General features: G+C 42.1%; 12 protein-coding genes. 4 read left to right on the forward strand and 8 right to left on the reverse strand.

Annotated elements, in window-relative coordinates; genetic code table 11:
• Positions 1-86: 86 nt before the first annotated feature.
• A complete protein-coding gene (locus tag B3Q63_RS01005) occupies positions 87-839 on the reverse strand; it encodes a DUF1285 domain-containing protein (protein ID WP_296172767.1) in 753 nt (250 codons plus the stop codon).
• Between the two features lie 658 nt (positions 840-1,497).
• On the opposite strand from B3Q63_RS01005, the gene B3Q63_RS01010 reads away from it, so the two are divergent.
• Positions 1,498-3,135, forward strand: coding sequence for an electron transfer flavoprotein-ubiquinone oxidoreductase (locus tag B3Q63_RS01010; RefSeq protein WP_201565185.1), 1,638 nt, complete (start codon positions 1,498-1,500; stop codon positions 3,133-3,135).
• Between the two features lie 301 nt (positions 3,136-3,436).
• Here the strand turns inward: B3Q63_RS01010 and B3Q63_RS01015 are convergent, their stop codons facing one another.
• Positions 3,437-4,933 (reverse strand): alanine/glycine:cation symporter family protein, encoded by a 1,497-nt coding sequence (locus tag B3Q63_RS01015; protein WP_201565171.1) that lies wholly within the window; start codon positions 4,931-4,933, stop codon positions 3,437-3,439.
• A gap of 1,122 nt (positions 4,934-6,055) precedes the next feature.
• On the opposite strand from B3Q63_RS01015, the gene B3Q63_RS01020 reads away from it, so the two are divergent.
• The 3 genes from B3Q63_RS01020 (at position 6,056) to B3Q63_RS01030 (ending at position 8,970) form a co-directional block, all read left to right on the forward strand.
• On the forward strand, positions 6,056-6,316 hold the full coding sequence (locus tag B3Q63_RS01020) for a DUF4212 domain-containing protein (RefSeq protein WP_201565170.1): 261 nt from the start codon (positions 6,056-6,058) through the stop codon (positions 6,314-6,316).
• A 4-nt stretch (positions 6,317-6,320) separates the two neighbouring features.
• Complete coding sequence (locus tag B3Q63_RS01025; protein WP_201620087.1) at positions 6,321-8,189, forward strand: sodium:solute symporter family protein; 1,869 nt, start codon at positions 6,321-6,323, stop codon at positions 8,187-8,189.
• 235 nt (positions 8,190-8,424) lie between these two features.
• On the forward strand, positions 8,425-8,970 hold the full coding sequence (locus tag B3Q63_RS01030; RefSeq protein ID WP_201625361.1) for a hypothetical protein: 546 nt from the start codon (positions 8,425-8,427) through the stop codon (positions 8,968-8,970).
• Positions 8,971-9,057: 87 nt separating this feature from the next.
• Here B3Q63_RS01030 and B3Q63_RS01035 read toward each other — a convergent pair whose 3' ends face one another.
• The 6 genes from B3Q63_RS01035 to B3Q63_RS01060 form a co-directional block, all read right to left on the reverse strand.
• Entirely contained in the window at positions 9,058-9,663 is a 606-nt protein-coding gene (locus B3Q63_RS01035) for a rhomboid family intramembrane serine protease (RefSeq protein ID WP_296172777.1), read from the reverse strand.
• Between the two features lie 63 nt (positions 9,664-9,726).
• The gene (locus B3Q63_RS01040) at positions 9,727-10,779 is read right to left on the reverse strand and encodes a 5'-nucleotidase (RefSeq protein WP_296172780.1); all 1,053 of its coding nucleotides are present in this window, start codon (positions 10,777-10,779) and stop codon (positions 9,727-9,729) included.
• Positions 10,780-10,995: 216 nt separating this feature from the next.
• Positions 10,996-11,196: a dodecin family protein gene (locus B3Q63_RS01045; RefSeq protein ID WP_296172790.1), complete on the reverse strand. Its 201-nt coding sequence runs from the start codon at positions 11,194-11,196 to the stop codon at positions 10,996-10,998.
• Between the two features lie 273 nt (positions 11,197-11,469).
• Positions 11,470-12,759 (reverse strand): TRAP transporter large permease, encoded by a 1,290-nt coding sequence (locus tag B3Q63_RS01050; protein ID WP_296172781.1) that lies wholly within the window; start codon positions 12,757-12,759, stop codon positions 11,470-11,472.
• Positions 12,756-13,283, reverse strand: coding sequence for a TRAP transporter small permease (locus B3Q63_RS01055; RefSeq protein WP_296172782.1), 528 nt, complete (start codon positions 13,281-13,283; stop codon positions 12,756-12,758). Before B3Q63_RS01055 ends, B3Q63_RS01050 begins: the two co-directional genes overlap by 4 nt.
• 20 nt (positions 13,284-13,303) lie before the next feature.
• The gene (locus B3Q63_RS01060) at positions 13,304-14,362 is read right to left on the reverse strand and encodes a TRAP transporter substrate-binding protein (RefSeq protein WP_201625364.1); all 1,059 of its coding nucleotides are present in this window, start codon (positions 14,360-14,362) and stop codon (positions 13,304-13,306) included.
• Positions 14,363-14,603 lie beyond the last annotated feature (241 nt).

Raw genomic sequence — 14,603 nt, forward strand, 5'->3', positions numbered from 1 at the left:
CTGCTTTTACGGCAATTTTCATTGCTATCTTACCGCCGTTTTTATATAGATGTTAAATATTATCGGATGCTAAATATGTTTTATGCTTAGCTGAATGGCATTGATAATGCATAGGACTTACCGCCACTTTGCAGCGTTAGTATCGTCTCACCACCACGCTCTGTCAATTCCCCAATGTCCGTTAAATGATAAAAGGCGTTACGCCCAATAAGCGCGTGCAAGTTATTTCGTACCATCATATAAGGACGAACTTGGGTATCGCTTTCTGAGGGTTTATTTTCTTCGTTTTTATCATTATCACAAATACTGCTAGCATCGATATTGCTAGCATTAATATTACTGGTATCGTCTTCAGGTATATAAGCCCGCAGACTAATAGTATGCTCATCATCTAAACGCACCACATCGCCCGTGGTGGTGGTAAATTCCAGCCAGCGCTTATCGTTTTCATCAACGATACCGACATCGTTAATCAATAACGGTGCATCTTCTACTTGAATACGCAGCTTTTGTACCGGTGTCTTTAAAAAATACTCAACCTTGCCCTCATTTTCCTCTTTCCATAAGATAGTGGCAAATAAATTGACTAATGACTGCCGGGTCATGTGCACGCCTTCGTGCCACCATTCGCCATTGGCTTTGATAGTTAAATCCATATCCTCTACTTGCTCAGGATGCCATTTCTCAAGAGGCGGTATGGCGCGTCCTTCACGTATGCCGGCTGCCGACTTAAAATACTGGCTAAGCGCATCCATATTTTTAAGCTCGGACGCTATATCATGTGGGGCTTGAGCGTTATTCTCAGCAGCGATATCGACACTTTTATTGTTATCATTCATCATACAATCCTTTATTTAGTAATCAAAGTTTGGCAAATCTGTTATTACTATAAATTTTAGTTTCGGGTATGATGAAAGCCTATCGTCATTGTACCCCTGCTCAGTCACTCTTACCTTAACATTGATGCCCAGAAATGCGTATCGTGTTTGTAGGACTTTTCTTTTATAATGAGTAACGATTTTTTATTTCAAATGGTTCAGTGGGTGTTGTATTAATGACACATTTTACGTTGTAGGTTGATATTTTTTATATCGGATATTTTTAATCTTAACGTCGTCAATTGATGCCGCAAAGACAGTTTTTATCGGGCAGCCATATGTCTGAGTAACGTTAGCGCCGCAAGCCTTATTATTCAATTGTTAAGCTAATGATGCCCTGAGATAAGCCACTACAAGTTTAGGAGTAGGTATGCAAGAGCAAGACAATCAAACGCCAGTCGTTGATAGTGACATCGTAAATAGCGATACCGTAAATACTGATACACCAGTAGCAGAAACGGTAACTGTAGAAGCTAAAGAAGTCGCCACGACTGAAGAAGCCGCTGAAGTTGAAGCGACAGAAGCTGCTGCTTCTGTGGTAGACGCTCCTGTGTTAAAAGAAACACCTGAGCCTGTCGTAGAACCGGTCGCCGCAGAGCCTGAAATCGAACGTGAGTCGATGGAATTTGACGTCATTGTCGTCGGTGGTGGACCTGCCGGTTTGTCTGCTGCCATTCGTCTACGTCAGCTCGCTATCGAAGCTGGTAACGATGAGTTTATGGTTTGTGTGGTCGAAAAAGGCTCAGAATTTGGTGCGCATACCTTATCTGGCGCGGTCATCGAGCCACGTGCTTTAAACGAGCTGATACCAGACTGGAAAGAAAAAGGCGCACCATTAAACGTGCCAGCCACTGAAGATCGCTTCTACTACTTGAATTCAGCCACTCGTTCAACCAAGGTTCCCGACCCTCTTATTCCAGCCCCAATGCACAACAATGGCAACTATATTGTTTCATTAGGCAATGTGGTTCGTTGGTTAGCCGTACAGGCTGAAGAGCTTGAAGTCATGATGTTCCCAGGTTTCCCTGCTGCTGACATTCTATACAACGATGACGGTTCTGTACGTGGTATCTTGACTGGCGATATGGGTGTGGCTGCCAGTGGCGAAGCCAAGGCCAGCTTTGAGCCTGGTTACGAGCTGCTTGCCAAGTACACTATCTTCGCTGAAGGTAGCCGCGGTCATTTGGGCAAACGCTTAATCAGTCGTTTCGGTCTTGATAAAGACTCTGACCCTCAGCATTACGGTATTGGTCTAAAAGAGCTGTGGGAAGTTGCACCTGAAAAACACGAGCAAGGTGTGGTCATGCATGGTCTTGGTTGGCCATTGACCGAGACAGGTTCTACTGGTGGTTGGTGGTTATATTTCGATGAGAACAACCAAGTAAGCTTTGGTCTTGTCGCTGACTTGTCTTACCACAACCCATATATGTCGCCATTCGATGAGATGCAGCGCTTAAAAACCCACCCTGTCATCAAAAACGTACTAGAAGGCGGTAAGCGCATCTCTTACGGCGCACGTGCGTTGACCAAAGGCGGCTTAAACTCATTACCAAAATTCACCTTCCCAGGTGGCGTGTTGGTCGGTGATGATGCTGGATTCTTGAACCCTGCGAAGATTAAAGGCACGCATACTTCTATGAAGTCAGGCATGCTAGCTGCTGAGGCCATTTTCGAAGCATTACAAGCTGGTCGTGAGCATGACGAAGTAGTGGCTTATACCACTATGTATAAAGAGTCATGGCTGTACCAAGACAACTACGAGTCGCGTAACTTCTCGCCTGCGATACATCGCATGGGTCTGTTTATGGGCGGCGCGTTTACCTTTATCGAGCACAACTTGTTGAAAGGTAAAATGCCATTTACCCTACATGACAATCTTCCTGACTACGATCAGCTAGAACGTGCGGCTCATGCCTACCAGCCAACCTATCCTAAGCCAGATGGTAAATTGATATTTGATAAATTATCGTCAGTATTTGTCTCGAACACCAACCACGCTGAAGATCAGCCAACGCATTTAAAACTGACTGATTCAACAGTGCCTATCTCTATTAACTTACCCCTATATGCTGAGCCTGCGCGCCTGTACTGCCCAGCGGGTGTTTATGAAGTGGTAAAAGATGCCGAAGGTGCTAAGTTTGTGATTAATGCGCAAAACTGCGTCCATTGTAAAACCTGTGACATTAAAGATCCGTCACAGAACATTACTTGGGTGACGCCAGAAGGCGGCGGCGGTCCTAACTATCCAAACATGTAAACCATGTTTGAGATAACTGTTGTTGTAAATAATTAATTGTTCTGCAATAAAAAACCGCTCTTAATGATAAGAGCGGTTTTTTAATGTTTATAACTTTAATGGCTCAATTTCTTAATTTACTAGGGCGTGTCCTTATTTTAAAAATGGTGATGAAAATGAGATAAATTGTAGCCAAACAAGGAAAATAGTGCAGTTAATATCGGGATATTACCCAGCTATTTGACGAAGTTTGGCAAAATTTAGCCATTTTTAGACCATTTAGATGTCCATCGATTGAATTGAGGACACGCCCTAATAAAGGCTAGTCAGTCCACGCATCACGATTGGCTTCATCTTTTAATTTCACAAAGTCATCGGGATTAAACTTGATTTGATCGCCCGTTTTACCTTCTTTGATTTGTCTTTCGTAATCACGCAATATGCGCAGCGCTACGGGTGACAAGATTAAAATCGCTATTAAGTTAACGAGTGCCATGAGACCCATCGATAAGTCAGCGAAGTTCCAAATCGCAGGTAAGCTCGCAATTGCGCCGACAAACACCATGCCCAAAACCATAAAGCGGAAAATCATAATCATGACCTTGGCATTTTTCTCACCAGAGATAAATTCAAGATTAGACTCACCATAACTGTAGTTGGCGATGATAGAGGTAAATGAGAAGAAGAAAATAGCAATCGCGACGAAAATCACACCCATATCACCCACATACTGCGACAATGCTAACTGGGTTAACTGAATACCCTCTTGCTCGACACTCGGGTCGACCACGCCAGAGAGGATAATAATGGCAGCGGTTGCGGTACAGATAACCAGCGTATCCATAAACACACCCAGCATTTGCATAAAACCTTGCACCGCTGGATGATCAGGATGACTTTTTGCCGTTGCTGCCGCATTAGGCGCTGAGCCCATACCGGCTTCGTTAGAAAATAGACCGCGCTTGATACCGTTAATCATTGCTTGCGCAATACCATAACCAATCACACCGCCCGCTGCCTGCTCAAAGCCAAAGGCCGATTTTACAATCAAGGCAATCGCCGCTGGGAATTCGCTAAAATTGGTAACAATAATATAAAGCGCCAATAAGATATAAAGAATCGCCATTACCGGCACGATTTTACCCGCGATACGCGCAACCGAACGCAAACCACCAAATACCACTGGCGCAACCAGTAGCACCAATACCAAACCTGTCATCCATGTTGGGATACCAAAGGCTTCATTGGTCGCTTGCGCAATGGTATTTGACTGCACGCCGTTGAATGCCAAACCAAAAGCAACCAACAAACAAAGCGAGAAAAATATCGCAAGCCAGCGTTTACCCAAACCTTTTTCGATATAGTAGGCCGGTCCACCGCGGTAAACATTGTCATTGTGCGGCACTTTATAGGCTTGCGCTAAGGTTGACTCGATAAAACTGGTCGACATCCCCACGATCGCCGTCATCCACATCCAAAATACGGCACCTGGTCCACCAAGATAGATAGCAATGGCTACCCCTGCCAAGTTACCCGTACCGACACGCGCTGCTAAGGATGTCATCAGCGCTTCAAATGAGCTGATACCACCATCTTTACGGCCTTGATTTGACACCCGTAATAATTGCCACATGTGACCGAAGTGACGAAATTGAATAAAACGCGTAGCAACGGTAAAATAAAGACCGGCACCAATCAAGACAAACATCAACAAGCCATACCACGGATTGCTGGCGATTAACCAATCATTATTACCCCAAATAATACTAACACCGTAATTAACGATGCTATTAAACCAACCTGCTATGCCTTCATTCATACTATATTTCCCTGACTGACTTTCTATATTTTTAACATATGTTATTAATTAATGTGACTGTCTACCCTCTTATGACGCTTTGTTCTCTCCTGACCTCTCTAACAGTACTGGAAAGCTAAGCAATAAAGTGGCAATGAAATCACCCATATCATGTTGGCGTATTTTAACTGACTGGCGATTATTTAACTATTTCAATCCTTTATTTAGAACCTTTAATATCTATAAACTTTTGACGAGTAAAAGACTTTAAATAAAAAATCTATTGTTATAAATAAATAATAATGAAAAACTTTTAAGACTGATTCATAGTGATGAAAGTATGACTATCTTTATATAACGCTTATTTATTATAAAAAAACTTGGCAATATAACGTTTGCTTATGAGTTCTTGATTCTTATTTTTGAAATAAATGCTATTTTTAACTTATAGCTATTAATATAGCCATAAGAATAAATCCTTAACGTTAATAAGGTGTTAGTAGGCTATTCTATGAGAGACAGGAGATTTATTAACTTTTACTAACATAAGTTATACTATAGTTTCTATGGAACAAATATTTAGTTACATAAAGTAAATAAAATTTATTTATTGTTAATTAAGTCAATATTGTATATATTCCTAATAAGTTTATAAAAAATGCTTGCAATACTTACTGGAATGAATAATTTTGGAGTATTGAAGCCATATTATCGGGAAGATGATATGAATGATAGGACAGAGGATTGTCAGCCAATACCGACCTTCCTATTTAAATATCACTATTTATATCCGCTTAATTTAATAAAAACTTCTTCATCTCTGTTAATAGATAAAGAAAGAATGAATTTTTAACCGGTTTATATTGATTTTATCCTGCAAATTTTATGCTGTCGTCGTACCCAGCAACTTAACATCAGTGTATGTATCGCTAGCATTGAAAAAAATTTGCTCATATGTTGATAATTTTGGGTTACTTATCCTGATTGATCATTCTGCTTTAGCCGTTCGTCTACCGTTTTTATGGTTATAAGATGGACTGAGTGTCACACTGCTTTTTGTAGTAGCACAAACACTAAAGCAAAATGACTTGTCAGACTCAAATCAGTGACCTTGTTTTTAAGCTAGACAAAAGGAGTTGTCCTATGGAGAACCACAACGATTCATCAGGTTATTGGCGTGCCAATCTCCGTCTCATCAAAGTTAGCCTTGTCATTTGGGCCCTAGTCTCTTATGGTTTTGGCATCTTACTACGTCCATTATTGTCAGGTATTAGAGTAGGCGGTACCGATATAAGCTTCTGGTTTGCACAACAAGGGGCTCTTATCGTTTTTATCGCTTTAATCTTCTTCTATGCATGGCGCATGAATAAACTCGATAAACAATATGGTGTAGACGAGGAATAGTCCTATGAGTCAATTTACGATTAATATTATTTTTGTAGGTCTATCCTTCGCTTTATACTTCGGTATTGCTTGGTGGGCACGTGCAGGTTCGACCAGTGAGTTTTATGTTGCTGGCGGCGGTGTACATCCTGTTATGAATGGTATGGCAACCGCCGCGGACTGGATGAGTGCGGCGTCATTTATCTCGATGGCAGGTATTATTGCAACCGGCGGCTATGCGGCATCAACGTATTTAATGGGCTGGACAGGCGGTTATGTTCTACTGGCTATGCTCCTAGCGCCTTACTTACGTAAATTTGGTAAGTTCACGGTTCCTGATTTTATTGGGGACCGCTTTTACTCTAAGACTGCGGCCATGATTGCCGTTGTTTGTTTGATTATTGCTTCAACCACTTATGTTATCGGTCAGATGACCGGTGCTGGTGTGGCATTCTCACGCTTCTTAGAAGTTGATAATACTACCGGTCTGATTATTGCGGCGGTTGTGGTTTTTTTCTACGCCGTACTTGGTGGTATGAAAGGGATTACCTACACGCAGGTTGCGCAGTATGTGGTTCTAATGATTGCGTATACCATTCCTGCCGTCTTTATCTCACTTGAATTAACGGGTAACCCGATTCCAGGTCTTGGTTTATTCTCAAACCATGTTGAAGCAGGCATTCCTATTTTAACCAAGCTTGACCAAATCGTCGTCGACTTAGGCTTTACCGCTTATACCGCTGACGTGCCGAACAAGCTAAACATGGTGCTGTTTACTTTATCACTGATGATTGGTACCGCCGGTTTACCGCACGTTATCATTCGCTTCTTCACGGTTCCTAAAGTTGCTGACGCCCGTTGGACAGCTGGTTGGACCTTGGTATTTATCTCACTACTTTATTTTACTGCTCCGGCAGTAGGTGCGATGGCACGTTTAAACCTAATCGATACCATTTATCCACAAGGTGTTGATGCCCCTGCGATCGAATATGATCAACGTCCAGATTGGATGAAAACATGGGAAGATACCGGTCTTATTAAATATAACGATCTAAATAACGATGGTCGTATTCAGTTATATAGCGATAGCGGACTTGGTGCAGCAGAGCTTGCATTGGCTGCGGCTACCGCTGACGGTGGTGATGTTGCTGCCGCTACTACGACGGTTGAAGAAGCAAAAGCTGAGCATGCTTTAGAGCGTGATGGTGTGTTTGTTGATAGAGGCTGGGCAGGTAACGAGCTTGACGTCAACGCTGATATCTTGGTATTGGCTAACCCAGAAATCGCACAGCTACCAGGTTGGGTTATCGGTCTTATCGCCGCCGGTGGTTTGGCAGCAGCGCTTTCAACGGCAGCTGGTCTACTACTTGCAATCTCATCTGCGATCAGTCATGACTTAATCAAGCGTAACCTGAATCCAAACATCACTGATGCAGGCGAGCTAAAAGTCGCGCGTATCACGATGGCTATCGCGATTGTGGTTGCGACATGGCTCGGTATTAATCCCCCAGGATTTGCCGCACAGGTCGTAGCATTAGCCTTTGGTATTGCGGGTGCATCACTGTTCCCTGCATTGATGATGGGTATTTTCTCGAAGCGTATTAATAACTTGGGCGCCATCGCTGGTATGCTCACAGGTTTGATTAGTATCTTGGTTTATATCTTCGTCTTCAAAGGCTGGTTCTTTATCACGGGTACGGCAAACTTCCCTGATACCGAAGAGTATTGGTTATTTGGTATCTCACCATTATCGTTTGGTGCGATTGGTGCATTACTTAACTTCATCGTCGCATTTGCTGTTTCTTATGCGACTGCACCACCACCAGCCCATATCCAAGAGTTGGTTGAAAGTGTCCGTTCGCCACGCGGCGCTGGCGGCGCAATCGATCACTAAGCTTCGATATAAGCTAAAAAATGATGTGCAAATGATAACTATTTTTTTACGATAATATATCACTCACAGGCAGCAGCTGCTTGTGAGTGATTTTTTTATCCATCGCTCTTAAAAGTAAAAATAATGAGAAACATGATCATAAGTGACATAATAAATGCACTTAACATACTTGTAATCGTAGATTTGTTTTTAATAATTGGTATTAAATGCGCTAATGGCGTTAAGGAAAAGTCTTATGCTTTTTGAGTTTATCGCGACCATAGCCGCTGGGTTTGGTTTGGCTGGGATAGCATTGGTTATCACTCACCTGAGTAAACTTGCCGGTAAAAAAGCGCCAAGATGGCTTATTCCATTATTTGGTGCCATCGGTATCTTTGGCTTTCAAATAAGCCAAGAATATAGCTGGTTTGGTCAGCAGGTCGCACAGCTTCCTGAAGGCGTTCATGTGGTCAAAAAAGTTGAAGAAGGCACGTGGTTTCGTCCTTGGTCATATGTTAAACCACAGACATTACGCTTTATCGCCGCTGATAGCGGACACGCTCGCGCCAACGCCGATGCGCCAAATATTTACTTGGTCAATTTGTATTTGTTTGAAAGACGTAGAAGTGTGCAGCAAGTACCACAAGTGATTGACTGTGCCGCCCCTGCCCGTGCAGACTATGTGTTGCAAGAAAAAGGCAGTAAGCTCAGTATCGATGAGCATGTAAAGCAAACCACCAAGTGGCGAGCTTTAGAAAAGAGCGACCCGCTATATATCAATGTTTGTATCAATAAGAAATAACCCACTTATTGGGTTTTACAAAATTATTTATAAATATCTCCGTACTTGATTGAACAGGCTGTCTTAACATATGTGCCTAAAATAAAATTAACGACGATTATTTACTCTGGTATAGGAGTGCTTAGAATTGGCACCCAACAACAAACCGGCGCATAACCCACCAAAATGCGCCGCAAATGAGATACCTTGCTGCGGCATTAGACCTTGTTTAATGGTCAACCAATAGCCCGTCCCCATCACGATACAAGCCAATAAGTAGCCCCAGCGCCTCGCAAATACTGCGCCGCCTATCATAAACCCAAGCATCGCAAAACACAGCCCCGACGCGCCAATATGGATAGACAAAGGCGAGCCAAGCACCCAAGTCACCAATCCCGACGCCACGATTAATTTGAGTATCGTACGATAAGCATTATTTTCAAACAGCCCAAACAAAAACAGAATTTGTAATAGCGTTAACGTATTGCCCAAGAAATGGGAAAAATTACCGTGCATTGTCCATGATGCAAAGACCCCAATCATACTGCCAACGTCTAATGCTCGTGGCACAATACCAAAAATATTCCATAGACCAAAAAACACCGCTTCATTCAGCACATACATGCCCCACATGGGTATGAGCACAAACGCATATAAGCCGATGACTTGCTTAATCCGCTCCATCACCAAGGTGAGTAATTGCTGCCAATTCATATTAGGTATTACCTTTTTAATCCTCTTAATCTTATGCAAGCGTTACATTTTATAAAAACGCTATCAACGACTGACGGAAACAAGTGGGTTTTCTACAGGTTTAAATGACAATAACGACGCGTCTTTATCAGCCGTCAGAATACTATTGGCATGAAGTAACGAGGTCGAATGATAAGGTACCAAAGCGGTCGGCACAAAACTACGAGCAGCATCGATATGTTTAACGGAATCATCGAAGAAAATATGCGGCGCAAAGGTTTTTAGCACCGCTGTTTTCTCAAGTCCACCTAAAAAAAACGCCATATCGAGATCGACACCCCAGTCGCGTAGCGTTTTAATCGCCCGTAAGTCCGCAGGGGCATTACGAGCAGTGACTAACGCTATCTTCATGGGAGAAGTATGCAAGCTTGCAGGCAATCGCTCTTGCATTTTTGACAGCTTAATCAACAGCTCTGCATAAGGTCCTTTTTCTATCGGTAAATCCCGCATTTCGGCTTCACGCTCATGAAAAGCCCGCAACCCTTTTTGTTTATAAAGCAGCTCACCTGAATCATCAAACAACACCGCATCACCATCAAATGCGATACGCAGCTGCTTAGTATCGAGCTCATAAGTATTTACTGGTGTGGCATCTAATATCGCACAGGCACAAATATTGGCATCGGCAACTTGCTGAGCGTCATCACGATTGGTGGTCAAAAACAAATCCACATTAAAATCTTTAATATAAGGCGCTATAGGGCTTCCGGATATAAATGCCGAGCGAGAAATGGTTAAACCATGTTCACGAATTGCATTAAGCACCTGAATACCTGTATCAGGGCTACTTTTTGAGACGATAACCACTTCTACTAATGGCGTCTCGATACCTGAGTCCTGCGCTTCGCAATCATGGCAGTAATTGTTCAAATTTAACAATGCTTTAATAAGCGGATAGCCGGCTCCAATGCTGAGCGAATCATTCTCGCGTTCAGCCATATAGTCACGGAACTCTTTAATCGCCTCGCTAGGTCGCTGCTGCAATAATGCTATCAAGTGATTTTCAGACTCTGATAAATCAAATAAAGCGGTTGCTGATATCGCAACGATCAAGGTATTGGTAAAATCAACTGCCATAGCTTTCTCTATTTATAAAAACTTTGTTAAAGAATCATGTTAAAAATATCGAACAACCAGTTTACTACATCTACCTCAATCTATAATGTTAAGAAATTTCTATGAGTAAATCTTTGTTTTATGGCTGGTTAAAAGACATAAAAAAAGCCTGCATACACAGGCTTTTTATTTTTTAATAAATCAGGTTTATAAGTAATTTGGCATTGTTAATAATAATTAACTAAGGTCAGTATCTTCATTAATGACAAAGCTCACAATCATAATGACATGATACTTATTAATCTTACCATCGGTAATACCAACTTTCTGCTCTTTTACCCAAGCACCTTGAACATTGTTAACGGTTTTGGCGATACGCGCCACGCCTTTTTGAATAGCGTCTTCAAAACTTGTTTCTGAGGTGCTGCTTACTTCAATATTATTTGTAGTCTCATCAACATAAACCTAACTGAATCAAAGTTTAAGGTGATATCGAAATATTCTTTCTTTATTCTATAGCCATCACTACCCATAATAACGGGACCCATTATGTTAACGCCGTCATATCGATGGCCTCTACCCCAGTAGTAATGCATAAAAAAGCCATAGTATCATTGTGATAATATGGCTATAAAATTAAACTTCTATTTTTTATTTACTGACTCAGACAAACTTAAATAAAGCCTTTTATATAAGCTTGTACTTTTGATACTAATTTAACAACACCAAAGATATCGCCGGAAATGCTACTAAAAGAACCAATCGAACCAAATCAGAGACAATAAAGGGGGCGACACCTCGGAACATATCGGATAACTTAATATGCGGTGCCATTGCTTTAATGACAAAAATATTCATACCCATAGGCGGTGTGATTAACCCAAGCTCTACCGTTAGTACTGCGATAATACCAAACCAAACTGGATCATAACCCAAGGCGACAATAATTGGGAATACCACTGGAATAGTAATTACCAGCATCGCTAGGGCATCCATAAATAGCCCTAAAAGAAAGTACATGATTAGAATGCAAATCAGTACCACCATTGGGCTAACTGCCAATGTACCAATCCACGTAGCCAAACTATAAGACAGGCGCGATACTGAGATAAAATAGCCAAGCGCTTCAGCCCCAAGCAGCATAAAGAAAACCACGGCAGAGAGAGCAAGGGTCTCAATCAATGATTGCTTCAACCCTTTTATGCGCATTCCTTTAGCAAAGGCATAAGCCCATGATACAAAAGCACCAACCGCCGCCCCTTCTGTTGGGGTAAATAACCCAAAGAAAATACCAGCAATAATCACAATAAAGATAAAGCTAAAAGGAATCAGACCTGTCAAAGAGAGTAACTTTTGCTTCCAAGAAGTAGTTTCTCCGCGCTGTGCTAAATGGGGCTTCCAGCGCACCATAATCATCACCGTGATTGAATACATCACCATACCAAGAATACCCGGCAAGAAACCAGCGATAAACATATCGCCGACTGACTGCTGAGTTAAGATAGCATAGACCAGTAGCGCAATACTGGGTGGAATCATGATTCCCAAAGTACCACCAGCGGCTAAAATACCGCATGCGAAACCTGGTTGATAACCGTACTTCTCCATTTGTGGCAATGCCACTTTGGTCATAGTAGACGCAGTCGCCAATGATGACCCTGAGATGGATGCAAAAATACCAGATGAGCCAATCCCAGCAATTCCCAGACTGCCCCTTACGCCACCAAAGATAGTTCGGGTCGCATCAAACAGCTTTCCTGCCATACCTGAATGAGAAGCAAAGACGCCCATTAGAATAAATAACGGAATGGCACTAAAATCATATTTTGCCAAAACATCAACCGGCAAGTCTTTGAGCATCTGTACGGCACCAATAGGTGCAGTCACGGCACCAAAACCAACCAGACCCACTCCTAACATGGCAAGCGCAACAGGAACACGCAGCATAACCATCGCAATCATGCATACCAAACCGATGGCACCAATAATTTCTGGACTCATGCGCCTGTCTCCTCAGCGTCAAAGAACTCGCCCGTTTTAAAAATATTAATGGATTCGATCAATGACCGAATGGCAAGTAAAATGCTTAAGAAGGCACTGATAGCGTAGATGGGCATCATAGATATTCGAAGGTCTTGGGTGACTTTGCCGTACTCTATCGCATCAAAAGCGCTCTCATAAAGACCCCATGCGAACACGATACCGATGATGAAAAAACCCATCATAAAGGTGCCCATCATGTAACCTTTAACAGCTTTTGACATTTTTTGGGTGAATACATCTACAATGATTTGTGAGCGTTCAACAAAAGCGGCAAAGGCGCCGAGTAAAGCAAAAAGCATAAAGTAAGAGACGATCTCAACGCTGCCTTTGACCGTAAATCCAAACTCACCTCCAGTGAGCTTGAAGATATAGCGTGCGATAACATCCAACATGGTGACCAGTACAATAATAATTAGACTGATACCACCTATAAGCTGACATAACCGTGAGATAAGGATGCTAAGTTTGATTAAAAATGCCATGTGACAACCACTCCTTTAGGTTAGACCTTACAGGCTGCACTGGCGGCTTTGGCTTTAGCATAAACACCATTTGCATCTAAACCTAGAGCACTGACATCAGCAAGATATTTTTTGGTGCCTTTTTCAAGAGGTCCTTTCCAGTTAGGATCATTCAGTGGATCAGGGATTTCAACAATTTCATCACCTTTGTCTCTAGCTGCTTTTATTGCCATGTCATCATGCTTATCAAATACTTCACCCACCTTATTAGCAAGCGCCATCCCTGAGTTTTTATCCAGTACCTTTTTTAAATCGTCAGGTAAGCTTTCATATTTTTCTTTATTCATAGTGACCATAAGAGCCGAGCTATAAAAAGGAATATTGGTATGGTATTTGGTAATTTCATCGATTTTAAAGGCAGTGACAGCTTCCCAAGGAAAACTCAAACCATCAACAACACCGCGCTGTAAAGAGGTGTACATATCATTGGCAGGCAACCCTACTGGTGAGGCACCCGCACTTTCAATGATATCACCAGCAACCGCCGAAGGACGACGAATGCGCATACCCTTCATATCTTCAGGCGTACGAATCAACTTATTAGTCGTATGCAACGAACCCGGTCCAGCGCCATACATAAACAACAGATGTGAATCTTGGTATTCGCTGGCTAAAGTACCATCTTCATATAGAGTTTGGAGCATACAGCTCATTTGAGTCGCTGAGTTTGATAAACCTGGAAGCTCAGTAATCTGAGTTAAAGGAAAGCGTCCACTAGTATAGCCATGTGCTTGTGAACCAATATCTATCGTGCCTTTTGCAGCGGACTCATAAGTCACATCTGCCTTAGCAAGACCTGCTGAAGGATAAAGTTCCACTTTTAGACGGCCGTTAGAGTCTGTTTCAATCTGCTTGGCCCAAGGCTCAAAAACCTCTGTACTAATCGATGATGTTGCTGGCCAAAAATGTGAAAATCTTAAGACGGTGGTTTCTTGAGAGGTTGCTGATGAACCATCAGTAGTGTCAGCAGATTGATTTGAGCAGCCTAAAAGACTGATTGCTGCCAATGCACCAATTGAAAAAAGAGGAGCTAACTTCATTATCAATTCCTTTTGATAATTACAACAATAAGAGGATAAAGCTTAGATTAAGTATCTCGCGTCAAAAAGAGCTGATATTTTTACAAGTCAAAAACATCCTGCTTATAGACCTGTAACAAGATACTATCCAAAATTAGCAGCTATAATGATAGAAGTCAAATCATTTTGAATAGATACTCTTATTAGACAGTTTACTAATTCGAAAAGTCCTTCTAATCGCAACCTTTGGCCAAAGAAAAGC

It is taken from the genome of Psychrobacter sp. UBA2769 (genome assembly GCF_002352555.1).
Lineage (GTDB): Bacteria > Pseudomonadota > Gammaproteobacteria > Pseudomonadales > Moraxellaceae > Psychrobacter > Psychrobacter maritimus.